The organism is Acidovorax sp. SRB_14 (assembly GCF_012932145.1).
Classification (GTDB): domain Bacteria; phylum Pseudomonadota; class Gammaproteobacteria; order Burkholderiales; family Burkholderiaceae_C; genus Simplicispira.
Window position 1 is genome coordinate 200275 of the sequence record NZ_MWOK01000005.1, and the last position, 22795, is coordinate 223069.

Below are 22795 nucleotides of genomic sequence, written 5' to 3' on the forward strand. Positions count from 1 at the left end.
GATGTCTGACGCCTTCATGCCCATGGACGGTGGCTTTGCCCCCTTCGACCGCGAGATTTCGCAGCTGCGCGTGCCCCCGCACTCCATCGAGGCCGAGTCCAGCGTGCTGGGCGGTCTGCTGCTCGACAACAACGCCTGGGACCGTGTGGGCGATCTGCTGGTCGAGGACAACTTCTACCGCTTCGAGCACCGCCTGATCTTTTCGGCCATCGCCGGACTGGTCAATGCCAGCAAGCCGGCCGACGTGATCACGGTGTACGAGCAGCTGCAGAGCCTGGGCAAATCCGAAGAGATCGGTGGCCTGGCCTACCTCAATGGACTGGCGCAGTACGTGCCCAGCGCCAGCAACATCCGCCGCTACGCGGAGATCGTGCGCGAGCGCGCGATCCTGCGCAAGCTGGTCACGGCCAGCGACGAGATCGCCACAAACGCCTTCAACCCGCAGGGGCGGCCGGTGGCCAAGATCCTGGACGAGGCCGAGCAGAAGATCTTCAATATCGGCGAGGAAGGCTCGCGCATGAAGCAGGGGTTCCAGGCCATGGACACCCTGGTGGTCGACCTGCTCGACCGCGTGCAGGAGATGGCCGACAACCCCAACGACATCACGGGCGTGCCGACGGGCTTCATCGATCTCGACCGCATGACGTCGGGCCTGCAGGCGGGCGACATGGTGGTGCTGGCCGCGCGCCCGTCCATGGGCAAGACGGCGTTTGCCGTGAACATCGCCGAGCACGTGGCGCTCAACGAGGGCCTGCCCGTGGCCATCTTCTCGATGGAAATGGGGGCGGCGCAGTTGGCGGTGCGCGTGGTGGGCTCGATCGGCCGCATCAACCAGGGCAACCTGCGCACCGGCAAGCTCACCGACGACGAGTGGCCGCGCCTGACCGAGGCCATCGAGCGCTTGCGCACGGTGTCGCTGCACATCGACGAGACGCCGGGCCTCACTCCGTCCGAGCTGCGTGCCAACGCACGGCGCCTGGCGCGCCAGTGCGGCAAGCTCGGCCTGATCGTGGTCGACTACCTGCAGCTCATGAGTGGCTCGAGCGGCAGCCAGGGGGAGAACCGCGCGACCGAGCTGGGCGAGATCTCGCGCGGCCTGAAGATGCTGGCCAAGGAGCTGCAGTGCCCCGTGATTGCGCTGTCGCAGCTCAACCGCAGTGTGGAGCAGCGCACCGACAAGCGCCCGATGATGAGCGACCTGCGCGAGTCCGGCGCCATCGAGCAGGATGCCGACATCATCATGTTCATCTACCGCGACGACTACTACAACAAGGACAGCAAGGAGCCGAACGTGGCCGAGGTCATCATCGGCAAGCAGCGCAATGGCCCCACGGGCACCGTGAAGCTGTTCTTCCAGAAGTCGCAGACCCGCTTCGAGAGCCTGGCAATGGGGTCGGGCAACGATTTCTAACGAAAATAGCTGCTAGCGCTTATGGGGTAAGCGCTGGCAGCTATCAAAAGTGAAGCGCCTGGAGGGCCTGTTCTGCAGGTGCAGCCGCTCCTAGCGGGTGAGGGCCCAGGCGAGCAGCCCGGCAGACAGGGCGCTCAGCACGGCCGTGGCGCCGAGCAGGCGCTTTTGGCGCAGGCGCAGCGCCTGCACCATCTGCACGACCTGCAGGTTCTGCTCGGCCAGGGACTGCAGCAGCACCGCGGCGTCGCGCTGTTCCTCCTCCAACTGCGCCACGCGCTGCTCCAGGGCCTGCAGCGCGTCGGCGCCGCTGCCAGGTTCGGCGCTCGGGGGCGCCGCCTTGTCGCTGGCGCCCAGCAGGCGCCGCGCGCCCTGCACCAGCTGGGGCGTGGCCTCGAGCACCTCGGCCCACGGCACGAGCTTGAGCGCGCTGATCCAGCCGGCTGCCATGGGACTACAGCACTTCGCTGGCGAAATCGGCCAGGCGCGAGCGCTCGCCGCGTGCCAGCGTGATGTGGCCGCTGTGCGGCCAGCCCTTGAAGCGGTCCACCGCAAAGGTCAGGCCCGACGAGCCCTCGGTCAGGTAGGGCGTGTCGATCTGCGCCAGGTTGCCCATGCAGATGATCTTGGTGCCCGGGCCGGCGCGCGTGATTAGGGTTTTCATCTGCTTGGGCGTGAGGTTTTGCGCCTCGTCGATGATCACGTACTTGTTCAGGAAGGTGCGCCCGCGCATGAAGTTCATGCTCTTGATCTTGATGCGGCTGCGGATCAGCTCGGTCGTGGCCGCGCGGCCCCATTCGCCGGGGTTGCCGCCGTCGCCCTTGGCCAGGAATTCGAGGTTGTCGTCGAGCGCTCCCATCCAGGGGCCCATCTTCTCTTCCTCGGTGCCGGGCAGAAAGCCGATGTCCTCGCCCACGCTCACGGTGGCGCGGGTCATGATGATCTCGGTGTAGCGGCGCTCGTCGAGCACCTGCGTCAGGCCCGCGGCCAGCGCCATCAGCGTCTTGCCGGTGCCTGCCGTGCCGGCCAGGGTCACGAAGTCGACTTCCGGGTCCATCAGCAGGTTGACGGCGAAGTTCTGCTCGCGGTTGCGCGTGGTCACGCCCCAGACGGCGTTCTTGGCGTGGCCGTAGTCCTTGAGTGTCTTGAGCACGGCGGTCTTGTCGCGGATCTCGCTGACGCGCGCGTACAGGCTGGGCTCGCCGGGCGCCTCGAAATAGACGAACTGGTTGATCATCAGCTGCGGCACGATGGGTCCGCTGATGCGGTAGTACGTATGGGCGCCGCTTTGCCAGCTCTCCACCGCCTTGCCGTTGCGGTTCCAGAAGTCGGCCGGCAGGGGCAGGATGCCCGAGTACAGCAGGTCGCCGTCGTCGAGCGCCTTGTCGTTCTGGTAGTCCTCGGCCGGCAGGCCGAGCGCGCGCCCCTTGACACGCATGTTGATGTCCTTGGACACCAGCACCACCTCGCGCGGCGCGTGCAGCTTGCGCAGCGCTTCGACCACGCCGAGGATCTGGTTGTCGGCCTTGCCCTGGGGCAGGCTGGCGGGAAGGTGGTAATCCAGCGGCGCAGTCTGAAAGAACAGGCAGCCGCCCGCGGCGCGCTGGCCGGTCGAGTCGAGCTTGATGCCGAGCGCGATGTCGGACCCCTGCGCGCCCACCAGTGCATCAAGCGAGCGGCTGACCTGGCGGCCGTTGCGCGCGACCTCAGTCATGCCGCTCTTGTGGGCATCGAGCTCTTCAAGCACCACCATGGGCAGGAAGATGTCGTGCTCTTCGAAGCGGAACAGGCAGGTGGGATCGTGCAGCAGCACGTTGGTGTCGAGCACGAAGAGCTTGGCCGGACCCGTGCCGCGGGCCTTGCGGGCGCGCGCAGGCGCTGCGGCAACCACGGGAGCGGGGGGGCGTGCCGCGGGCGCCGCCTTCGCAGCGATCGGCACGACCTCAGGGGCCGGCCCGCGGGCCTTCGCCGGGGCGTCGGGGGTGTGGCGCGCAGTGTCTGCAATGCTGCGCACCTTGGAGGTGCCGGTGGCGGCTTTGCGCGCCGGGGGCCGCGCCGGGGTCACTTGCGCGGCAGTGTCAGGCGCTGCGGGCAGGGACTGGGCTGTGGCCTGTGCGCCAGTGCGGCGGACAGGGGCTTCGTAGGCTTCGGGCGAGAGCAGGGCGGCGCGCCGGGTGGGGGCGGGGGGCAGGGGCATGGTGCAAGGCCTCGGACAGGTAGGTCTGGATAGCAAAAAGCCGCCTGGTGGCCCAGGCGGCTTGTGTGCAGGAGGAAGGCGTCGCGCGGTTCAGCGGCATTGGTCCATTATGCATGGCCCCGGCGCCTGTCCGGGCGCACCGGTGCACGCGGGCCGCTGCCGAAATCAGGCCGCTTGCTTTTTCAGGGCGTTGAGCGACTTGACGGCTTTGAGCACCTCTTCGACGTGGCCCGGCACCTTGAGTCCGCGCCACTCGTGCGTCAGGATGCCTTCCTCGTTGACCAGGAAGGTGCTGCGCTCGATGCCCTTGACCTTCTTGCCGTACATGATCTTGTTCTTGACCACGCCGAACATGTGGCACATTTTTTCCTCGGTGTCGGCGATCAGCTCAAATGGCAGCTCGAGCTTGGCCTTGAACTCGTCGTGCGACTTCATGTTGTCGCGCGACACACCAAACACTGCAGCACCGGCCTTCACGAAATCCTTGTACTTGTCTCGGAACTGCATGGCCTCGGTGGTGCAGCCGGGCGTGTTGTCCTTGGGGTAGAAATACAAAATCATCACCTGGCCGTTGTGCGAGGTGTTGGACACCTTGACGCCACCGGTGGCATTGGCTTCGAATTCGGGAAGGGGTTTGTTGACAACGATCGCCATATAAACTTCAATCTCTCTGGGTGAGGTCGTTGAAAAGCCGGGGATGCGGGTCGTTCTTGTTCTTCAGGCGCCCCGGCCGCAACCTGTAATTTTACCCTGAAACACCTGCGTTGGGTCAGAATGCCGGCTGTTCGAGGATGAGTGCGGCAATCACATTGCGTCCTTCTCCCGCCAAAATGTTATAGGTGCGGCAGGCCGCGTGGGTGTCCATGGTCTCCACGCCGATGCGCCGCGCCATCAGGGGCTGCAGCCACGCCGGCGGCGCAAAGCGGTTTTGGCTGCCACTGCCAAACAGGATCAGTTCCGCGTCCAGCTGCGCCAGCTGGGCGAAGTGCGCGGGCGCCAGGTCTTCGAAACGCGCGCAGGGCCACGCCATGCGCAGGCCGCGGGCGCCCAGGATGATGCTGTCGCTGATCTTCTCGCTGCCCACGCTGATCCAGCCAGGGCCGTAGCCGGTGATGCTTTGTGCGTCGGAATGCTCAGGCTGGAATTTCATGGTCTCTCGGGGGGAAATAGGACACTGCACGGTGCCCGCAGCGGGCTGTGGAACTGTGGTCAAATTATAGGTTTCGCCGTGGCCCTGGCTGCGGTAATGCCTTTGCACTCCGTCCTACTGCGCATGAAAACCGTCCAAAAATCCGCCAAGCTGGCTAATGTTCTCTACGATATTCGCGGCCCCATCATGGACCGCGCCCGGCAGATGGAGGAAGAGGGCCAGAAAATCACCAAGCTCAATATTGGCAATCTGGCGGTGTTCGGCTTCGACGCGCCCGAGGAAATCCAGCAGGACATGATCCGCAACCTGCCCAATTCGGCGGGATATTCCGACAGCAAGGGCATTTTCGCGGCGCGCAAAGCGGTGATGCACTACACCCAGCAGCAGGGCGTCAAGGGCGTCACGCTCGAAGACATTTATCTGGGCAACGGCGCCAGCGAGCTGATCGCCATGGCGACCAACGCGCTGCTCGACAACGGCGATGAGCTGCTGCTGCCGGCCCCCGACTACCCGCTCTGGACCGCGTCCGTCAGCCTCTCGGGCGGCACGCCGGTGCACTACATGTGCGACGAGGCCAACGGCTGGATGCCCGACCTGGCCGACATCCGCGCCAAGATCACGCCGAACACCCGCGGCATCGTCGTCATCAATCCCAACAACCCGACCGGCGCGTTGTATTCCGACGAGCTGCTGCGCGGCATCGTCGAGATTGCGCGCGAGCATGGCCTGGTGATCCTGGCCGACGAGGTGTACGACAAGGTGCTCTACGACGGCGCAGTGCACACGGCGCTGGCATCGCTCAGCGACGACGTGGTCACGCTGACCTTCAACTCGCTCTCCAAGAGCTACCGCTCGTGCGGCTATCGCGCCGGCTGGATGGTGATCACGGGCGACAAGGCCGCCGCTAGCGACTACATCGAGGGCCTGAACATGCTCTCGAACATGCGCCTGTGCCCGAACGTGCCGGGCCAGTGGGCGATCCAGACGGCGCTGGGCGGCTACCAGAGCATCAACGACCTGGTGCGCGAAGGCGGGCGCCTGCGCCGCCAGCGCGATTTGGCCTATGAGCTGATCACCGCCATTCCGGGCGTCAGCTGCGTCAAGCCCCAGGCGGCGCTGTACATGTTCCCGCGCCTGGACCCGGTGCTGTACCCGATCACCGACGACCGCCAGTTCTTCCTGCGGTTGCTCGAAGAGACCCGCGTCATGCTGGTGCAGGGCACGGGCTTCAACTGGCCGCAGCCCGACCATTTCCGCATCGTCTTCCTGCCCCACGAGGAAGACCTGCGCGACGCCATCGGCCGCATGGCCAAGTTCCTGGAGCAGTACCGCAAGCGCCATGGCGGCGCGTGAGGACTCTCTTTTTGATAGCTGCTGGCGCTTGCCGGACAAGCGTTAGAACCACTTTTTACCTTTGATAAACACCATGAAACCAATCCAGGTCGGCCTGCTGGGCATCGGCACCGTCGGAAGCGGCGTGTTCAACGTACTGCAACGCAACCAAGAAGAAATTCGCCGCCGCGCCGGCCGCGGGATTGAGATCACCATGGTGGCCGACCTGGACGTCGAGCGCGCCAGGAGCGTGGCGGGCGCCGGCGTGCAGGTGGTGAACAACGCCCGCGCCATCATCGCTAACCCCGACATCGACATCGTGGTCGAACTCATCGGTGGCTACGGCATTGCCCGGCAGCTGGTGATGGAGGCCATCGCCGCCGGCAAGCACGTGGTCACCGCCAACAAGGCGCTGCTGGCCGTGCACGGCACCGAAATCTTTGCTGCCGCCTCGGCCAAGGGCGTCATGGTCGCGTTCGAGGCGGCCGTGGCCGGTGGCATCCCGATCATCAAGGCGCTGCGCGAGGGCCTCACGGCCAACCGCATCCAGTGGCTGGCCGGAATCATCAATGGCACGACCAATTTCATCCTCAGCGAGATGCGCGACAAGAGCCTGGACTTCGGTGCCGCGCTGCAGGACGCGCAGCGCCTTGGCTATGCCGAGGCCGACCCGACCTTCGACATCGAGGGCGTCGATGCGGCGCACAAGGTCACGATCATGAGCGCCATCGCGTTCGGCATCCCGGTGCAGTTCGAGAAGGCCTACGTCGAGGGCATCACGCAGCTGGCCGCCGCCGACATCAGGTACGCCGAACAGCTGGGCTACCGCATCAAGCTGCTGGGCATCACCAAGCGCACCGCCAGCGGCGTCGAGCTGCGCGTGCACCCGAGCCTGGTGCCGTCCAAGCGCCTGATCGCCAACGTCGAGGGCGCGATGAACGCCGTGGTGGTGAACGGCGATGCCGTCGGCACCACGCTCTACTACGGCAAGGGCGCCGGTAGTGAGCCCACGGCCAGCGCCGTGATCGCCGACCTGGTCGACATCGCCCGCCTGGACACCGCCGACCCGCACCACCGCGTGCCGCACCTGGCCTTTCAGCCGCACACGCTGCAGGGCGCCATGGACACGCTGCCGGTGCTGCCGATGGCCGATGTGGTCACGAGCTACTACCTGCGCCTGCGCGTGGCCGACCAGGCCGGCGTGCTGGCCAAGGTGACCGGCATCCTGGCGGCTGCCGGCATCAGCGTCGACGCCATGCTGCAGCGTGAGGCCGACGAGGTGGGCGGCGAAGGTTCGATGCAGACCGACCTGATCATCCTCACGCACGACACGCGCGAGGGCACCATGAACGACGCCATTGCGCAGATGCAGGGCCTGCCGACGGTGCTGGCGCCGATCACGCGCATCCGCAAGGAGGAGCTGAACTGATGCTGTACCTGTCCACGCGCGGCCACCCGCAGCGCAAGCGTTTTTGCGACATCCTGCTCGAAGGTCTGGCGCCCGACGGCGGCCTGTACCTGCCCGAGCGCTACCCGCAGGTGGACGGCGCCCTGCTCACGCGCCTGCGCACGGCCTACCACGAGCAGGGCTATGCCGAGCTCGCGTTCCAGATCCTGCAGCTTTTCATCGACGACATCCCCGACGCCGACCTGCGCGCGCTGTGCGAGAAGACCTACACCGCCGAGGTGTTCGGCACCGGCGAGATCGTGCCGCTGCGCCACCTCGAAGACGGCCTGTGGCTCGAAGCCCTGTCCAACGGCCCGACGCTGGCCTTCAAGGACATGGCGATGCAGCTGCTGGGCAACCTGTTCGAGTACGAACTGGGCCGCCGCGGCGAGCAGCTCAACATCCTGGGGGCGACCAGCGGCGACACCGGCAGCGCGGCCGAGTACGCGATGCGCGGCAAGCAGGGCGTGCGCGTCTTCATGACCAGCCCGCACGGCCGCATGAGCGCGTTCCAGCAGGCGCAGATGTTCAGCCTGCAGGACGAGAACATCCACAACATCGCCATCGAAGGTGTGTTCGACGACTGCCAGGACATCGTCAAGGCCGTGAGCAACGACCACGCCTTCAAGGCGAAATACAAGATCGGCACCGTCAACTCGATCAACTGGGCGCGCCTCTTGGCGCAGGTGGTGTACTACTTCGCCGGCTACGTGCAGGCGACCACCGCGAACGACCAGAAGGTCAGCTTCACCGTGCCCAGCGGCAACTTTGGCAACGTCTGCGCCGGCCATGTGGCACGCAGCATGGGCCTGCCGATCGACAAGCTCGTCGTGGCGACGAACGAGAACGACGTGCTCGACGAGTTCTTCCGCACCGGTGTCTACCGCGTGCGCGGCAGCGCCGACACACACGAGACGTCGAGCCCGTCGATGGACATCAGCAAAGCCAGCAACTTCGAGCGCTTCGTGTTCGACCTGCTCGGCCGCGACGGCGCGCGCGTGCAGGCGCTGTTTGGCACCGCTTTGGGCCAGGACGGGCGCTTCGACCTGAGCGCCGATCCGGCCTTTGCCGAGGCGGCGCGCACCTACGGCTTTGCCAGCGGCAAGAGCACGCACGCCGACCGCCTGGCCACGATCCGCGACACGCACCAGCGTTTTGGCGTGACCATCGACACCCACACCGCCGACGGCGTCAAGGTGGCGCGCGAACACAGCACGCCGGGCCAGCCCATGCTGGTGCTCGAGACGGCGCTGCCGATCAAGTTCGCCGAGACTATTCAAGAAGCCCTGGGTCACGCGCCCGAGCGGCCCGCGAGGTTCGCCGGCATCGAGGACTTGCCCAAGCGCGTGCAGGTCATGGCGGCCGATGTGCAGCAGGTCAAGGACTACATCGCGCGCCACTGCGATTGATGGTCAAATCTGGCTGCAGCGCTTATCTGTCAAGCGCTTGTAGCTATGCAAAAGATAGCGTTTCAAGGAGGGGCGGATGAACGTCGTCGGCTTTGCCGGGTTTTCGGGCAGCGGCAAGACCACGCTGGTGGAGCAGCTCATCCCCGGGCTGCGCCAACGCGGCCAGCGCGTCTCGGTGGTCAAGCATGCGCACCACCGCTTTGACATCGACCACCCCGGCAAGGACACCTGGCGCCACCGCGAGGCGGGCGCGTTCGAGGTGGTGGTGGCGTCCGACGAGCGCCTGGCGCTGATGCGCGAGTTCGAGCAACCCACGCAGCTGAGCGTGCACCACCTGCTGGCCGAGCTCTACCAGGGCGTGGACTGGGTGCTGGTCGAGGGCTTCAAGGACAGCGACCTGCCCAAGATCGAGATCTGGCGCGCACCGACGGACACGTACGCCAGCCGCCCGGCGAGCTATGCCGAAGACGACTTCATCGTCGCCATCGCCACCGACGCGCCGGGCCGGCTGCCCAGCGCGACGCAGCTGCCGGTGTTCGACCTGAACGCACCCGACCGGATCGTGGACTGGCTGCTCTCCCAGGGCGAACGCTTTGCCTACGATTGGGAATTGCACGGAGATCCCCTGACATGCGCCCCCCGATGAAACCCCTGGACCAGGCCCTGGCCGAGCTGCTGGCCCAGGCCACGCTGCTGCCGGGCACCGAGCGCGTCGCCACCTTCGACGCCGACGGCCGCGTGCTGGCGCAGGACGCCGTCTCGCCGCTGCAGGTGCCGCCCCAGGACAACAGCGCCATGGACGGCTACGCCCTGCGCTGCGCCGACGTGGCGCAGGCCGGTGCCGTGCTGCCCGTCTCGCAGCGCATCGCGGCCGGCAGCGCCGGCCACCCCCTGCAGCCGGGCACGGCGGCGCGCATCTTCACCGGTGCGCCGATTCCGCCCGGCGCCGACGCGGTGCTGATGCAGGAAGACTGCACAGCCCTGGACGGCGGCCAGGTGCGCGTCCACGCCGTGCCGCAGCCAGGCCAGTGGATCCGCCGCGCCGGCGAAGACATCGCGCTCGGTGCCGTGGTGCTGCAGGCCGGCACGCGCCTCACGCCGGCCGAGCTCGGCCTGGCCGCCAGCATCGGCCTGGCACAGCTGCCGGTGGCGCGGCGCCCGCGCGTGGCCTTGTTCTCGACCGGCGACGAGCTCGTCATGCCCGGCGAGGTGGCACCGCAGGACCTGCGGCCCGGCGCCATCTACAACAGCAACCGTTTCTTTTTGCGCGCCCTGCTGCGGCGCCTGGGTTGCGAAGTGGCGGACTTCGGAATCGTGCCCGACCGGCGCGAGGCCACCATCGAAGCGCTGCGCCAGGCCGCGGCCGCGCACGACCTGGTGCTCACCAGCGGCGGCGTCTCGGTCGGCGAGGAAGACCACATCAAGCCGGCCGTGGAATCGCTGGGCCACCTGGACCTGTGGCAGATCGCCATGAAACCGGGCAAGCCCTTCGCCTATGGCCGCCTGGGCGCAGCGCACTTCATGGGCCTGCCGGGCAACCCGGTGTCCAGCTTCGTGACCTTTTTGCTGCTAGTGCGGCCCTTTGTGCTGCGCCTGCAGGGCGTGCACGATGTGGCGCCCCCGTCGACGTCCCTGCGCGCCGATTTCGCATGCCCCAAGGCCGACACGCGCCGCGAGTTCCTGCGCGTGCAGCGCAACGCCGAAGGCGGCCTGGACCTGTTTGCCAACCAAAGCTCGGGCGTACTGACCTCGACCGCCTGGGGCGATGGCGTGGTCGACAAGCCCGCCGGCCAGACCATTGCGCAGGGCGACACCGTGCGCTTCATTTCCTTTGCGGAGTTGCTGTCATGAAAAAAATCACGGTGCGTTATTTCGCCTCCATCCGCGAGGCCGTGGGGCAGGGCAGCGAGTCGCTGGACACCAGCGCCACGACGCTGGGAGCGCTGCGCGACGAACTGATCGCGCGCGGCGGCGCCCACGCCAGCAGCCTGGCCCGCGGCAAGGCCGTGCGCATGGCGCTCGACCAGGTGTTGAGCGACGAGGCCGCGCCACTGGACGAGGGCGCCGAGGTGGCCTTCTTCCCGCCCGTCACGGGCGGTTAGGCCTGCCGCCGCAGGCGGGGTGGCTCAGGCCCCGCGCCAGGCGGGCGTTGTCGAAGCGCTTTACACCCGCCAGCCTCCTGGCCCGCGGATGGCTGAGAAAAATTCATATAAATCAAAGGCTTGCATTGGTAACTCGGCCTTGGATCGCATCTTGCTGTAGGTGCTGCGGCGGTGCCTGCTTCGGGGCGCGATGCCATCCAACGCAAAGGAACCACCCATGAAAGTCTCCCTCCTCTCCGCCGCCGCCCTGGCCGGGGCCATGACCTTCGGAACTGCTGCGCAGGCGGCGCCTTTGGGGCTCGATTTCACGAGCGGCACCGTGTTCCAAACGGTTGGGTTCAACAACCTGGGCTGGTCCTTCCAGGTGACGTCGGCAGTTACCTTGGATGGGTTGGGCCTTTTCGACGAAGGGGCGCCAGGCTTGACCGACACACACCAGGTCGGGTTGTGGGACTCGGCGGGCACCTTGCTGCGCCAGGCGACGGTGTCGAACGCGAGTGCGGCGCAGGCGTCGGCTTCCACGCTGGGCCGCTGGCTTTTCGAGGACATCGCATCGATCACGCTGGCGGCAGGCACCTATGCCATCGGGGCGTTCTATCCCAACTTCGACCCCAACCCCGACCCTTTCCCCGACTTCGTTGTCGGCTTGGCGACGGGCCTGGCCCTGGCGCCGAACATCGCCTACCTCACCTCGCTGGCATCCGCTGCCGACGCCTTCGCGGAGCCGGGGGGCTATGGCCTCGTGGTGCCGGGCCTGTTCGGACCCAACTTCCGCGTCGCCGCGGAGGTCCCTCCGGGCGCGGTGCCAGAGCCTGCGTCCTTGGCGCTCATCGCCTTGGCGCTGGCGACGGTGGCTGCCGCCCGGCGCCGTTGTGCGCGCGCGGTCGCCACGCGGCGCGTGGGGTCGACGCACCGCTGAGCGCTCGCCCCCGGGCACACGCGGAGTGCGCAGTTGGCATGGCCACGGGCCGCATCACGCGTCTGCGGCAGGCAGGTCAGGGCACGGCCACGCCAGCAGCTCGGCCAGCCGGACCACGATCCAGGTCGCCTCGCCCGGCGGGATTCCCGACTCGCCGCCGCTCAGGCCCGCATGGATGCGCCGCAAGATCTCGGATTCTGACGGCGCCTGCACGTGGTACAGGGTTTGCGCCTGTTCCACCAGGTGGTTGGCCAGGTCTTCGCACAGCTCGTAGCGTGCGCGCACCACGTCGGCGCTTTCGCGCAGGCGCCCGCGCGCGTCGCTGTACGCCGCCATGAAGGACGGCGGCACGAAAATCTGGTTGTCGTCGTCCATGGCGCTAGTCGGGCGTGAACAGGCGCTCGAAGCGCGCCTGGTCGGCGGCGAGCTCGAACGTGACGAGCTGGCCCATCTTCATGTCGGCCAGGCGGCACGCGGCAAACAGCGTGGCCTTGCCCGCCAGGTCGTAGTCGGGCAGGTTGATCAGGGCGTAGGGGTGGGGCACAAACACCTGCTGCGCGAACACCGTGGGATGCAGGTTGCGCGGCGACGGATAGAGCTTGTAGCCGTGGGCGGTGATTGTTTGGGTGGCCATCGTGCAGGGGAGCGTTAAAGTGCGGCCCATGCTACCGGCATTTCCGCCGGACTTTAAGAGGGCCGGTATGGCGCGTGCAAAGAGCGAGTGGGCTGCCAAGGTGTTGGCGCTGGTCAAGGCGGGCAATGTGCCGGCCGCCATCGCGCAGATCAAGGTGGCGCCCACGGTGGGCGACGTAGAGCACTTGCAGGCGCTGCTGGCGGCGCTGCCCGCCTCGGCGGCCATGAAGCAACTGCACCAGGTGGTGGAGGAAGAGCGCGCCCTGCTGGCCGCGCCGCGCCTGCACCGCTCGCCTTAATCCTTTGCCTTTGCCTTTTCATTTTTGCCCATGAACCCGCTGCGCATTTCCATCCAAACCGCCGATTTCGACGTGTCCGCCGAACTGGCCGCCCTGCGCGCGCAGGACAAGCGCGTGGGCGCCGTCTGCAGCTTCGTCGGCACGGTGCGAGACCGCAACGAAGGCGACCAGGTCGCATCGATGGAGCTCGAGCATTACCCCGGCATGACCGAGAAATCCATCGAGGCGATGGGCGCCGAGGCGTTCCGGCGCTTTGACATCTTTGGCGCGCGCATCATCCACCGCGTCGGCCTGCTGCAGCCGCTCGACCAGATCGTGCTGGTCGCCGTGACCAGCGCGCACCGCGGCGAGAGCTTCCAGGCCTGCGAGTTCCTGATGGACTACCTCAAGACCCAGGCGCCGTTCTGGAAGAAAGAGCAGACCGCCGCAGGCGCGCGCTGGGTAGACGCGCGCGTGAGCGACGACGCGGCGCTGGCGCGCTGGGGCATCACCGCCAGCAACGCCTGAGGTGCGCGCAGGATTAGAGTTAAAAGTGGTCGTAGCCTTTATGGATAAAGCGCTGACGGCTATAAAAATAATAGCTTTTGGGGTGCGCCGGCGCGCATGGACCCACTGACGCAGCGCAGCCTTCGGCCCGGCTGCTGTCTTGAAATCGGGCCGGACCTGCCCCAAGTGCAGCGCAATTCGGAGGATATGGACCATGCGTCTCGACAAATTCACCACCAAGTTCCAAGAAGCCCTGGCCGACGCGCAGTCGCTCGCGCTGGGCAACGACCACGCCTACATCGAGCCCGTGCACATGCTGGTCGCCATGCTGCGCCAGGACGACGGCCCGCGTGCGCTGCTCGAGCGCGCCGGCGCCAACGTGCCGGGCCTGCTGGCAGCGGCCGAGGCCGCCGTCAAGCGCCTGCCGCAGGTGCAGGGCCAGGAGCAGGTGCAGGGCGGGCCCGAGCTGGGCCGCGTGCTGCAGGCCACCGAGAAGGAGGCCATCAAGCGCGGCGACAACTTCATTGCCAGCGAGCTGTTCCTGCTCGCGCTGACCGACAGCAAGGGCGAGGGTGGGCGCATCGCCAAGGAAAACGGCCTTACGCGCAAGAGCTTGGAAGCGGCCATCGACGCCGTGCGCGGCGGCCAGAAGATGGACAGTGCCGAGAGCGAGGGGCAGCGCGAGGCGCTGAAGAAATACTGCATCGACCTGACCGAGCGCGCGCGCGCTGGCAAGCTCGACCCGGTGATTGGCCGCGACGACGAGATCCGCCGCGCCATCCAGGTGCTGCAGCGGCGCACCAAGAACAACCCGGTGCTGATCGGCGAGCCGGGCGTGGGCAAGACGGCCATCGTCGAAGGGCTGGCGCAGCGCATCGTCGCCGGCGAGGTGCCCGAGTCGCTGAAGAAAAAGCGCGTGCTCTCGCTCGACATGGCGGCGCTGCTGGCCGGGGCCAAATACCGCGGCGAGTTCGAGGAGCGCCTGAAGACCGTGCTCAAGGAACTGGCGCAGGACGAGGGCCAGACCATCGTCTTCATCGACGAGCTGCACACCATGGTGGGTGCCGGCAAGGCCGAGGGCGCGATGGACGCGGGCAACATGCTCAAGCCGGCGCTGGCGCGCGGCGAGCTGCACTGCGTGGGCGCGACCACGCTCGACGAATACCGCAAGTACATCGAGAAGGATGCCGCGCTCGAGCGGCGCTTCCAGAAGATCCTAGTGGGTGAGCCCACCGTCGAGGCGACGATTGCCATCCTGCGCGGCCTCAAGGAGCGCTACGAGAAGCACCACAACGTCGAGATCACCGACCCGGCCATCGTGGCCGCGGCCGAGCTCTCGCACCGCTACATCACCGACCGCTTCCTGCCCGACAAGGCGATTGACCTGATCGACGAGGCCGCCTCGAAGATCAAGATCGAGATGGACTCCAAGCCCGAGGTGATGGACAAGCTCGACCGCCGCCTGATCCAGCTGCAGATCGAGCGCGAGGCCGTGCGCAAGGAAAAGGACGAAGCCTCGCAGAAGCGCTTTGAACTCATCAACGAGGAGATTGGCACGCTGCAGCAGGAGATCGCCGACCTCGACGAAATCTGGAAGGCCGAGAAGGCCAGCGCCCAGGGCAGCGCCCAGGTGCGCGAGGACATCGACCAACTGCGCTTCCAGATCGAGGAGCTTACGCGCAAGGGCGACTTCAACCGCGTGGCCGAGCTGCAGTACGGCAAGCTGCCCGAGCTGGAGAAGAAGCTCAGCGAGGCGCAAGCCAAGGAGGCCGGCAAGGACGGCGCGGTGGCCGCGCCGCGCCTGCTGCGCACCCAGGTCGGCGCCGAGGAAATCGCCGAGGTGGTGAGCCGCGCCACGGGCATTCCGGTGGCCAAGATGATGCAGGGCGAAAAAGACAAGCTGCTGGTCATGGAGGACAAGCTGCACGAGCGCGTGGTCGGCCAGGACGAGGCGATCGCCGCCGTGGCCAATGCGATCCGCCGCTCGCGCTCGGGCCTGAGCGACCCGAACCGGCCCACCGGCTCCTTCCTGTTCCTCGGCCCCACGGGCGTCGGCAAGACCGAGCTGTGCAAGGCGCTGGCGGGCTTCCTGTTCGACAGCGAAGACCACATGGTGCGCATCGACATGAGCGAGTTCATGGAAAAGCACTCGGTGGCCCGCCTGATCGGCGCGCCGCCGGGCTACGTCGGCTACGAGGAGGGCGGGTATCTCACCGAGGCCGTGCGCCGCAAGCCCTATTCGGTGCTGCTGCTTGACGAGGTCGAAAAGGCCCACCCCGACGTGTTCAACGTGCTGCTGCAGGTGCTCGACGACGGGCGCCTGACCGACGGCCAGGGCCGCACCGTGGACTTCAAGAACACGGTGATCGTGATGACCAGCAACATCGGCTCGCACCTGATCCAGGCCATGGTCGGCCAGGACGCGGACGACATCAAGGAAGCGGTGTGGGGGGAACTAAAAAACCATTTCCGCCCCGAATTCCTGAACCGCATCGACGAAACCGTGGTGTTCCACGCGCTCGACGCCAAGCACATCGAGTCCATCGCGCGCATCCAGCTGCGGCTGCTCGAAGGGCGCCTGGCCAAGATGGACCTGGAGCTGCGCGTTTCCGAGACGGCGCTGGCCGAGCTGGCCAAGGTCGGGTTCGATCCGGTGTTTGGCGCGCGGCCGCTCAAGCGCGCGATCCAGCAGCGCATTGAGAACCCGCTGTCCAAACTGCTGCTCGAAGGGCGCTTCCCGCCCAAGAGCGTGATTGCGGTGGGGGTCGATCCGGTGCTGGAGCCGGGGGTCTTCCACTTCAGCGCGGCCCAGCCTGCGTGATGCGGCTGGATCAAAATGAGAGCTGCCGGCGCTTGCTGCATCAGTGTTGGCAGCCTTTTTGGCTTGAAACCTGCGGCCCCTGCGGGCTGCCCCAGGGACAGACCCTGAAAGGAGATGGATTGAACGATTTTGTTGCGGGCCTGACCCGCTGGCTCATCCGGGCCGTTTTGCTGGCCGCCGGGCTGGTGCTGTTCCTGAGCCTGCTGGCGGCCGCGCTGGTGCTGGCCCTGGTGTGGGGGCTGCGCGCAGGGTGGGCACGGCTGACGGGCCAGCCCGTCGTGCCTTGGACGATGCGCATGGACCCGCGCACCGGCTGGAGCACGGTCTACCGCTCGGGCGCGCGCTGGACCGGCCCGCGCGCCGACCCCGGCGGGGCCGCTGCGGCGCCGGAGCCTCCGCGGCGCGGCGGCGTTCTGCCCGGCGCAGGCGAGGTGACCGACGTGCAGCCGCGCGATCTTTGACCGCAGGCGCTTTCTCAACGGCTTTTCCTACAAGCGTGCGCGGGTGCGGCACCTATGATGTTTTCCATGACCCCTGCCGACCTTCGCCCCCTGTTCGACGCCCAGTACGCGGCCAGCCGCGCCCACACCGACGTGCCCCTGCTGGTGCGCCGTGAGCGCCTGCTGCGCATCCAGAAGCTGCTCGACGAACATGGCCCGACGCTGGCCGCCGCTGTGCAGGCGGATTTTGGCGTTCGTTCGCAGCGGTTGACTGAAGTTGCCGATATGTTCGTACTGCGCGCGCTGCTGTCGCACACGCTGCGCCACCTGGCGCGCTGGGCCAAACCGCAAAAAGTGCGCACGCCGCTGCACCTGCAGCCCGCGCGGGCTTGGGTGCAGCGCCAGCCGCTCGGGGTGGTGGGCGTGATCTCGCCCTGGAACTACCCGGTGCAGCTGGCACTGGCCCCGGTCATCGCGGCGCTGGCGGCCGGCAACCGCGTGATGCTCAAGCCCAGCGAACTTACGCCGCACACCGCGGCGCAGCTGGCGCTGCTGGCGGCGCAGTTCTTTGCCCCCGACGAATTCTGCGTCGTGCAGGGCGACGCCGCCATGGCGGGCGCCTTTGCCGCGCTGCCGTTCGACCACCTGGTGTTCACCGGCTCGACCGCAGTGGGCCGCAAGGTGGCGCAGGCCGCGGCGGCCCACCTCACGCCGACCACGCTGGAGCTGGGCGGCAAGTCGCCCTGCATCATCGACGCCGACTGCGACCTGGGCGATGCCGCGCTCAAGATCGCCCACGGCAAGCTGCTCAACGCCGGCCAGACCTGCATCGCCCCCGACTACGTGCTGCTGCCGCGCGGGCGCGAGGCAGCCTTTGCCGAGGCCTACCGCGCCGCGGTGGCGCGGCTGTTTCCGCGCATCGTCGGCAACCCCGACTACGCCTCGATCATCAGCCCGCGCCACATCGCGCGACTGCGCTCGATGCTGCAGCAGGCCCAGTCGCAGGGTGCCGAAGTGCATGACATGGACCCCGCGCCGGGCGCCGCGCCACACGCGGCCAGCGCCGTGCTCGACGGCGGCATGGGCCGCCAGATGCCGCCCACCTTGGTGCTGGGTGCCACCGCCGGCATGCAGCTGATGCAGGAAGAAATCTTTGGCCCCATCCTGCCGGTGATCGCCTACGAGCGGCTCGACGATGCCATTGCCCACATCAACGGCGGGCCGCGCCCGCTCGCGCTGTACTGGTTTGGCAACAGCGAGGCCACGCGCGACGATGTGCTGCACCGCACGGTGAGCGGCGGCGTGACGGTGAACGACACCCTGGTGCACATCGCGCACGACAACCTGCCTTTTGGCGGCGTGGGCGACAGCGGCTGGGGGGCGTACCACGGCGAGCCGGGTTTCCTGCGCTTTTGCCACCAGAAGGCCGTGCTGGTGCAGTCGCGCTGGTCGCTGGGCGCGCTGCTCTATCCGCCCTATGGCGCGCGCTTCGACCGCGTGATGGGCCTGCTGCGGCGCTGGCTCTGAGGCGCCGCGCCCGGCCGGGCGCGCGCCGCGCAGGCCTTGCGCCGGGCGCCTGCCGTGGCCCGTGCAGCGGGTGGACGCAACACGAGCGCTGAGGTTGGAAATTCGTTTGCGGCGACAATGCCGCTCCTTTCTGTTTTTTTCCGTTTCCGTTCGGTTTTTCCATGTCCAGTATTCAGGTACGTCCCGCCACGCTCCGCGATGCCAAAGCCATCGCCCAAATTCACACCCTGTCTGCCCAGACCGCCTACAAAGGCCTGGTGCCGGACGACCAACTGAAATCCATGTCCGTCGAGAAGCGCCAGGCCTACTGGCGCGAAGCCATCGAGTACTGCGAACCGCAGGTGCAGGTGGCGGTGGAAGACGAGAAGATCGTCGGTTTCGTCGGCTACGACCGCTCGCGCGACGAGAAGTCGCGCCCCACCACCGGAGAAATCTGGGCCATCTACGCCGCTCCTACGCACTGGAACAAGGGCGTGGGCCTGGCGCTGTGGGACGCCGCGCGCGACGGCCTGGCCGAAGAGGGCTGCACCAACGTCACCGCCTGGGTGCCGCTGCGCAACGAGCGCGCCATCCGCTTCCACGAACTCGCCGGCTTCAAGCGCGAAATGACCACCGCCAAGACGGCCGTGGTCGGCAGCGTGAAGATCGAAGAAGTGCGCTTGAAGCGCCCCCTCAACTGAAAGACCCCATGATTGAATGGAACGAACAGGGCGAGGTGCGCTCCGCGCGCTGGCGTTCCGAAAGCGGCGCGCCGGCGCCGCGCCGCGTCGAACTGGCCAAGGACACTTTGTCGGCCGACTCGGCCTACCGCTTCGCCTGTGCCGGCACCGCCATGCTGTGGCGCAGCGACTTTCAGAACGCCCGCCTGCTGCTGCAGGCGCTGCAGCGCCGCATCGAGGCCAAGCCGCCCAAGGCGGCCGCCCGCGCGGCCGAGAAAATCGCGCGCTCGACGCCCGAAGAGGTGTTCCACCTGCACCGCCAAGCGCAGTCGCAGCGTGCCCGCACGCTCGCGGCCATCGTGATCCGCGTGGAAGGCGACTACAGCATCAACCTGCGCCGCGCTCCCGACTGGACCGAGGCGCTGACCGAAGCCTGGGGCCCGGCCACGGGCGAGGCGCAGGTGGTGTCGCTGCGCGAGCTGCTGGGCGTGGTCGGCGCGCACGAATGGCGCAAGAAGGGCGTGGAGATCGCCGCCTTAGGCGAGGGGCCGAACAACCGCATCCACCCGCACTACGGCGTGTTCTCGCCGGTGCGCGGCGAATACATCGACCTGGTCGCCCAGGCGCCGCTGCCGTCCAAGGAACTGGCCTTCGACATCGGCACCGGCACCGGCGTGCTGGCCGCCGTGCTGGCGCGCCGTGGCGTGCGCCGCGTGGTGGCGACCGAGAACGCGCCGCGCGCCCTGGCCTGCGCCAAGGACAACCTGCAGCGCCTGGGCTTGACCAAACAGGTCGAGCTGCAGGACGTGGACCTGTTCCCGGCCGGGCAGGCGCCGCTCATCGTCTGCAACCCGCCGTGGGTGCCGGCACGCCCGAGCTCGCCGATCGAGCACGCGGTGTACGACGAAGGCAGCCGCATGCTGCGCGGCTTCCTGGCCGGGCTGGCCGCGCACCTGGCGCCCGGCGGCGAAGGCTGGCTGGTGCTGTCCGACCTGGCCGAGCACCTGGGCCTGCGCCCGCGCGAGCAGCTGCTGGCCTGGATCGCCGAGGGCGGCCTGCGCGTGGTCGAGCGCCGCGATGTGCGCCCGCAGCACGCCAAGGCCACCGAGTCGGGCGATGCGCTGGCTGCGGCGCGCGCGGCCGAGGTGACCTCGCTGTGGCGCCTGGCCGCGGCCTGACCACCGCACCCGCGTGACCAGGGCCAGGCAGCGCACGTTGCCTGGCTCTTTTTTTGATAGCTGCAAGCGCTTGTCTGGCAAGCGTTTGGGGCTGATTTGACCGAATACTGCGCGCCGTGGTGCGGCGCCTGCACCGCATGACCCTGCTGCTCGCCCCGATGGAGGGCCTTCTCGACTTTGTGCTGCGCGACGTGCTCACGCGCGTCGGCGGGGTCGACCGCTGCGTGTCCGAATTCATCCGTGTCACCGGCACGCTGCTGCCCGACAAGGTGTTCTACCGCTACCTTCCCGAGCTGCGCAACAAAGGCCGCACGCTCGCCGGCACGCCGGTGCGCGCGCAGCTGCTCGGGTCCGACCCCGCGAGCCTGGCCGACAACGCGGCGCGCCTGGCGGCGCTGGGCCCCGAGGGCATCGACCTGAACTTTGGCTGCCCGGCCAAGGTGGTCAACCGCCACGGCGGCGGCGCCGCGCTGCTGCAGGAGCCCGAGCGCATCGCCACCCTGGTGGCGGCCGTGCGTCGCGCCGTGCCCGCGCATCTGCCGGTCTCGGCCAAGATGCGCCTGGGCTTCAACGACGCCAGCCTGACGCTCGAATGCGCCCAGGCCATGCAGGCCGGCGGCGCCTGCGAGATCGTGGTGCACGCGCGCACCAAGCTCGACGGCTACCGCCCGCCCGCGTACTGGGAGCAGATCCCGGCGATCCGCGCGGCGGTGTCGATTCCGGTGGTGGCCAACGGCGAGATCTGGACCGTGGAAGATGCGCAGCGCTGCCGCGCACTCTCCGGGTGCGACGCACTGATGCTCGGGCGCGGCATAGTGGCCGACCCGGGCCTGGCCTGGGCGATCCGCGCGGCCGATGGCGCTGCCCCGGGCACGCAGCCCGCGCCGGTGCAGTGGGCCGACCTGCTGCCGCACATCGCCGACTTCTGGCAACTGGTGTGCCGCGACCTGGAGCCGCGCCAGCGCGCAGGGCGGCTCAAGCAGTGGCTGAACCTGCTGCGCCGGCGTTTTCCCGAGGCCGAGGTGGCTTTTCAGCAGGTGCGGACGCTGACCGATGAGGGAGCGGTGAGCGCCTGGGTGCAGGCGGTGCGTGCGCAGGATGCTATGGACCGCTTCATTCAGGTTGGATGATCCGTTTATCTTGCAGGGTGAGCAAAAGCGCAGAGCCAGGATGTCGGATTGCGACCCGTTGCCGCCCGTGATTTCGCGCAGGTCGGCGACCGCTTTGCGGCGGTTCTGTTGAGCGGATTTCTGGCGTGCGGGACAGCTATGGTGCCAGAAGCTGCCACTGAGGTGTTGGACCGAGCAATGTTATGGAGAGAGGCTACATGGGCGGTGAGAGAGAAGGCGAAGGCGGCTCGCAAAGAGATTCGACGTCTCCAGGAACACATAAATTCAGCACGCCTTGTTCCTGATGATCTTGCCCCCGTATTTCAGGACACGGCTATTCGCAATGTAGCGTCTCGGCTTGAGCGAGACGTCCCTGGGCAGCGCGCTGCTGCCTGAACTCCCTGGGTGATTTCATCTTCAGGCTCGAGTGCGGGTGCACCTCGTTGAAGTGCTCGAAGGCGGCCTGCATTTGCGCCATCACGGTCCTGGCATCGGCGAGGTCCATGCGGCTGACGTAGTCGCGTTTGAACGTGTTCACGAAGCTCTCGGCAATGCCGTTGCTCTGCGGGCTGCACACTGGGGTGTTGACCGGCTTCAGCCCCAACTGCCGGGCAATTTGCCGGGTCTCGGCCGCGATGTAGGCACTGCCGTTGTCAGAGAGGAACTCCAGCACATGCGCGCTGGGAATGGCGTCCACGTGTCCGAAGCGCTTTTCTACCGCCTCGATGAGCATCTCGCGCACCGGCTCGCCCGGTAGCCCTTTGCCTTCCCACGCCCGATACGCCACGATCTCGCGGTCGCAGCAGTCCTTCGTAAACGTTGCAGTGACGGTCTGGCCCGAGTCGCATTTGATCTCGAAGCCATCCGAGCACCAGCGCGCATCGCTTTGGTCGACCGCCACCTTGCCCTCGTGGGGTCGGCTGGACTGTCGACGCCTCGGCGCCTTCGGCAGCAGCAAAGCCTGGCCCGCCATCACCCGGTAGACGCGCTTGGCGTTCACGCGCGCAGCGCCGGTGCTGACCCGCTGGCGATTGACCAATGCGCAAGCGCGCCGATAGCCGTAGGTCGGCAGGTCTGTGATCTGAGCCGTGATCTCAGCGAGCAACGCAGCGTCGCTGGCGGCAGCGGTTCGCTGTGTTCGACCGTCAACCCAGTCCCGAGGTCGAACTTGCAGGCGATGGATGTTTGAGCGCGCCAACCCCAGCGCACGGCAGACGGCCTTCACAGGCCGTCCCCGTCCAGCAAGGGTGAGCGCGCAATCCACTTTTTTTCGGCGGCGTACTCCACGGCTTCCTTGAGGATCTCGTTCTCCAGGGTCTTCTTGCCGAGCACACGCTGCAGCTTGGCGATCTCGGCGCGGGCGGCAGCCAGCTCGGATGCAGGCACCACTGCCTCGCCGGCCGATACAGCGGTGAGCGCCCCTTGTCGTTCCAGCTTGCGCCACTGGAACAGCAAGCTGGCAGCGACACCTTCCTGGCGTGCAACGAGCGACACGCTCATACCCGGCTCGTAGGTTCGACGAACCAGCGCGGCCTTCTCTGCAAGGGACCAGCGCCTGCGACGCTGGTCTCTCATGATCACTTCAACGGTATCCGTATTCCTAGTCGTACTCACAGTCCTACTCCTATCTTTAAAGATAAGCGATAGACCGTGTCCTGTCATTCAAGGGGCCAGCTCAC

Annotated in this window: 23 protein-coding genes; 16 read left to right on the forward strand and 7 right to left on the reverse strand. The window is 67.4% G+C overall.

The features are described 5' to 3' along the window. Nucleotide 1 precedes the first annotated feature (1 nt). Nucleotides 2-1411, forward strand: coding sequence for a replicative DNA helicase (gene dnaB / locus B2J86_RS06220; protein ID WP_169169064.1), 1410 nt, complete (start codon nt 2-4; stop codon nt 1409-1411). Nucleotides 1412-1501: 90 nt separating this feature from the next. On the opposite strand, the gene B2J86_RS06225 is transcribed toward dnaB, so the two are convergent. The 4 genes from B2J86_RS06225 to B2J86_RS06240 form a co-directional block, all read right to left on the reverse strand. After that, nucleotides 1502-1858: a hypothetical protein gene (locus B2J86_RS06225; RefSeq protein ID WP_169169065.1), complete on the reverse strand. Its 357-nt coding sequence runs from the start codon at nt 1856-1858 to the stop codon at nt 1502-1504. A 4-nt stretch (nt 1859-1862) separates the two neighbouring features. Next, complete coding sequence (locus B2J86_RS06230) at nt 1863-3605, reverse strand: PhoH family protein (protein ID WP_173024975.1); 1743 nt, start codon at nt 3603-3605, stop codon at nt 1863-1865. Nucleotides 3606-3770: 165 nt separating this feature from the next. Next, a complete protein-coding gene (locus B2J86_RS06235; RefSeq protein WP_173024976.1) occupies nt 3771-4259 on the reverse strand; it encodes a peroxiredoxin in 489 nt (162 codons plus the stop codon). Nucleotides 4260-4374: 115 nt separating this feature from the next. After that, nucleotides 4375-4755 (reverse strand): Mth938-like domain-containing protein, encoded by a 381-nt coding sequence (locus B2J86_RS06240; protein ID WP_173024977.1) that lies wholly within the window; start codon nt 4753-4755, stop codon nt 4375-4377. Between the two features lie 123 nt (nt 4756-4878). Here B2J86_RS06240 and B2J86_RS06245 point away from each other — a divergent pair, with 123 nt between their 5' ends. The 7 genes from B2J86_RS06245 to B2J86_RS06275 all read left to right on the forward strand — a co-directional run bounded on the left by B2J86_RS06245 (nt 4879) and on the right by B2J86_RS06275 (nt 11964). Next, on the forward strand, nt 4879-6108 hold the full coding sequence (locus tag B2J86_RS06245; protein ID WP_169170316.1) for a pyridoxal phosphate-dependent aminotransferase: 1230 nt from the start codon (nt 4879-4881) through the stop codon (nt 6106-6108). Between the two features lie 73 nt (nt 6109-6181). Beyond that, the gene (locus tag B2J86_RS06250) at nt 6182-7516 is read left to right on the forward strand and encodes a homoserine dehydrogenase (RefSeq protein ID WP_173024978.1); all 1335 of its coding nucleotides are present in this window, start codon (nt 6182-6184) and stop codon (nt 7514-7516) included. Next, nucleotides 7516-8943, forward strand: coding sequence for a threonine synthase (gene thrC, locus B2J86_RS06255; protein ID WP_173024979.1), 1428 nt, complete (start codon nt 7516-7518; stop codon nt 8941-8943). The genes B2J86_RS06250 and thrC overlap by 1 nt, the downstream gene beginning before the upstream one ends. A gap of 76 nt (nt 8944-9019) precedes the next feature. Beyond that, entirely contained in the window at nt 9020-9589 is a 570-nt protein-coding gene (gene mobB, locus B2J86_RS06260; RefSeq protein ID WP_173024980.1) for a molybdopterin-guanine dinucleotide biosynthesis protein B, read from the forward strand. Beyond that, nucleotides 9586-10794, forward strand: coding sequence for a gephyrin-like molybdotransferase Glp (glp, locus tag B2J86_RS06265; RefSeq protein ID WP_254067986.1), 1209 nt, complete (start codon nt 9586-9588; stop codon nt 10792-10794). Before mobB ends, glp begins: the two co-directional genes overlap by 4 nt. Then, nucleotides 10791-11045, forward strand: a complete 255-nt coding sequence (gene moaD / locus B2J86_RS06270; protein ID WP_169170321.1) for a molybdopterin converting factor subunit 1 — start codon at nt 10791-10793, stop codon at nt 11043-11045. Before glp ends, moaD begins: the two co-directional genes overlap by 4 nt. A gap of 217 nt (nt 11046-11262) precedes the next feature. After that, nucleotides 11263-11964 carry a DUF4082 domain-containing protein gene (locus tag B2J86_RS06275; protein WP_216842308.1) on the forward strand — a complete coding sequence of 234 codons (702 nt, stop codon included), beginning with the start codon at nt 11263-11265 and terminating at the stop codon, nt 11962-11964. Between the two features lie 54 nt (nt 11965-12018). Here the strand turns inward: B2J86_RS06275 and B2J86_RS06280 are convergent, their stop codons facing one another. Next, nucleotides 12019-12339: a hypothetical protein gene (locus B2J86_RS06280; RefSeq protein ID WP_169170322.1), complete on the reverse strand. Its 321-nt coding sequence runs from the start codon at nt 12337-12339 to the stop codon at nt 12019-12021. Between the two features lie 4 nt (nt 12340-12343). Further along, nucleotides 12344-12598: a hypothetical protein gene (locus B2J86_RS06285; protein ID WP_169170323.1), complete on the reverse strand. Its 255-nt coding sequence runs from the start codon at nt 12596-12598 to the stop codon at nt 12344-12346. A gap of 67 nt (nt 12599-12665) precedes the next feature. On the opposite strand from B2J86_RS06285, the gene B2J86_RS06290 reads away from it, so the two are divergent. The 8 genes from B2J86_RS06290 to B2J86_RS06325 all read left to right on the forward strand — a co-directional run bounded on the left by B2J86_RS06290 (nt 12666) and on the right by B2J86_RS06325 (nt 21137). Continuing rightward, the gene (locus tag B2J86_RS06290; protein WP_173024982.1) at nt 12666-12896 is read left to right on the forward strand and encodes a hypothetical protein; all 231 of its coding nucleotides are present in this window, start codon (nt 12666-12668) and stop codon (nt 12894-12896) included. 30 nt (nt 12897-12926) lie between these two features. After that, a complete protein-coding gene (locus tag B2J86_RS06295; RefSeq protein WP_169170325.1) occupies nt 12927-13403 on the forward strand; it encodes a molybdenum cofactor biosynthesis protein MoaE in 477 nt (158 codons plus the stop codon). A 193-nt stretch (nt 13404-13596) separates the two neighbouring features. Further along, nucleotides 13597-16203, forward strand: a complete 2607-nt coding sequence (gene clpB / locus B2J86_RS06300) for an ATP-dependent chaperone ClpB (protein WP_173024983.1) — start codon at nt 13597-13599, stop codon at nt 16201-16203. Nucleotides 16204-16322: 119 nt separating this feature from the next. Continuing rightward, nucleotides 16323-16664: a hypothetical protein gene (locus B2J86_RS06305; protein ID WP_169170327.1), complete on the forward strand. Its 342-nt coding sequence runs from the start codon at nt 16323-16325 to the stop codon at nt 16662-16664. A gap of 66 nt (nt 16665-16730) precedes the next feature. Next, a complete protein-coding gene (locus tag B2J86_RS06310; protein ID WP_173024984.1) occupies nt 16731-18170 on the forward strand; it encodes an aldehyde dehydrogenase family protein in 1440 nt (479 codons plus the stop codon). 161 nt (nt 18171-18331) lie between these two features. Continuing rightward, complete coding sequence (locus B2J86_RS06315) at nt 18332-18850, forward strand: GNAT family N-acetyltransferase (RefSeq protein ID WP_169170329.1); 519 nt, start codon at nt 18332-18334, stop codon at nt 18848-18850. A gap of 8 nt (nt 18851-18858) precedes the next feature. Further along, the gene (locus tag B2J86_RS06320) at nt 18859-20007 is read left to right on the forward strand and encodes a class I SAM-dependent methyltransferase (protein ID WP_173024985.1); all 1149 of its coding nucleotides are present in this window, start codon (nt 18859-18861) and stop codon (nt 20005-20007) included. A gap of 137 nt (nt 20008-20144) precedes the next feature. Beyond that, on the forward strand, nt 20145-21137 hold the full coding sequence (locus tag B2J86_RS06325) for a tRNA-dihydrouridine synthase (RefSeq protein WP_173024994.1): 993 nt from the start codon (nt 20145-20147) through the stop codon (nt 21135-21137). A gap of 313 nt (nt 21138-21450) precedes the next feature. On the opposite strand, the gene B2J86_RS06330 is transcribed toward B2J86_RS06325, so the two are convergent. Beyond that, a protein-coding gene (locus B2J86_RS06330) for an IS3 family transposase (RefSeq protein ID WP_173024986.1) occupies nt 21451-22691 on the reverse strand; the annotation gives its coding sequence in 2 pieces (ribosomal slippage) (nt 21451-22394 and nt 22394-22691; 1242 coding nt in all). Nucleotides 22692-22795 lie beyond the last annotated feature (104 nt).

Excerpts from the sequence above, each read along its gene's own strand:
- dnaB (WP_169169064.1), top strand. The coding sequence starts at position 2 with ATGTCTGACGCCTTCATGCCCATGGACGGTGGCTTTGCCCCCTTCGAC.
- B2J86_RS06225 (WP_169169065.1), bottom strand. The coding sequence starts at position 1,858 with ATGGCAGCCGGCTGGATCAGCGCGCTCAAGCTCGTGCCGTGGGCCGAG.
- B2J86_RS06230 (WP_173024975.1), bottom strand. The coding sequence starts at position 3,605 with ATGCCCCTGCCCCCCGCCCCCACCCGGCGCGCCGCCCTGCTCTCGCCC.
- B2J86_RS06235 (WP_173024976.1), bottom strand. The coding sequence starts at position 4,259 with ATGGCGATCGTTGTCAACAAACCCCTTCCCGAATTCGAAGCCAATGCC.
- B2J86_RS06240 (WP_173024977.1), bottom strand. The coding sequence starts at position 4,755 with ATGAAATTCCAGCCTGAGCATTCCGACGCACAAAGCATCACCGGCTAC.
- B2J86_RS06245 (WP_169170316.1), top strand. The coding sequence starts at position 4,879 with ATGAAAACCGTCCAAAAATCCGCCAAGCTGGCTAATGTTCTCTACGAT.
- B2J86_RS06250 (WP_173024978.1), top strand. The coding sequence starts at position 6,182 with ATGAAACCAATCCAGGTCGGCCTGCTGGGCATCGGCACCGTCGGAAGC.
- thrC (WP_173024979.1), top strand. The coding sequence starts at position 7,516 with ATGCTGTACCTGTCCACGCGCGGCCACCCGCAGCGCAAGCGTTTTTGC.
- mobB (WP_173024980.1), top strand. The coding sequence starts at position 9,020 with ATGAACGTCGTCGGCTTTGCCGGGTTTTCGGGCAGCGGCAAGACCACG.
- glp (WP_254067986.1), top strand. The coding sequence starts at position 9,586 with ATGAAACCCCTGGACCAGGCCCTGGCCGAGCTGCTGGCCCAGGCCACG.
- moaD (WP_169170321.1), top strand. The coding sequence starts at position 10,791 with ATGAAAAAAATCACGGTGCGTTATTTCGCCTCCATCCGCGAGGCCGTG.
- B2J86_RS06275 (WP_216842308.1), top strand. The coding sequence starts at position 11,263 with ATGAAAGTCTCCCTCCTCTCCGCCGCCGCCCTGGCCGGGGCCATGACC.
- B2J86_RS06280 (WP_169170322.1), bottom strand. The coding sequence starts at position 12,339 with ATGGACGACGACAACCAGATTTTCGTGCCGCCGTCCTTCATGGCGGCG.
- B2J86_RS06285 (WP_169170323.1), bottom strand. The coding sequence starts at position 12,598 with ATGGCCACCCAAACAATCACCGCCCACGGCTACAAGCTCTATCCGTCG.
- B2J86_RS06290 (WP_173024982.1), top strand. The coding sequence starts at position 12,666 with ATGGCGCGTGCAAAGAGCGAGTGGGCTGCCAAGGTGTTGGCGCTGGTC.
- B2J86_RS06295 (WP_169170325.1), top strand. The coding sequence starts at position 12,927 with ATGAACCCGCTGCGCATTTCCATCCAAACCGCCGATTTCGACGTGTCC.
- clpB (WP_173024983.1), top strand. The coding sequence starts at position 13,597 with ATGCGTCTCGACAAATTCACCACCAAGTTCCAAGAAGCCCTGGCCGAC.
- B2J86_RS06310 (WP_173024984.1), top strand. The coding sequence starts at position 16,731 with ATGACCCCTGCCGACCTTCGCCCCCTGTTCGACGCCCAGTACGCGGCC.
- B2J86_RS06315 (WP_169170329.1), top strand. The coding sequence starts at position 18,332 with ATGTCCAGTATTCAGGTACGTCCCGCCACGCTCCGCGATGCCAAAGCC.
- B2J86_RS06320 (WP_173024985.1), top strand. The coding sequence starts at position 18,859 with ATGATTGAATGGAACGAACAGGGCGAGGTGCGCTCCGCGCGCTGGCGT.
- B2J86_RS06325 (WP_173024994.1), top strand. The coding sequence starts at position 20,145 with ATGACCCTGCTGCTCGCCCCGATGGAGGGCCTTCTCGACTTTGTGCTG.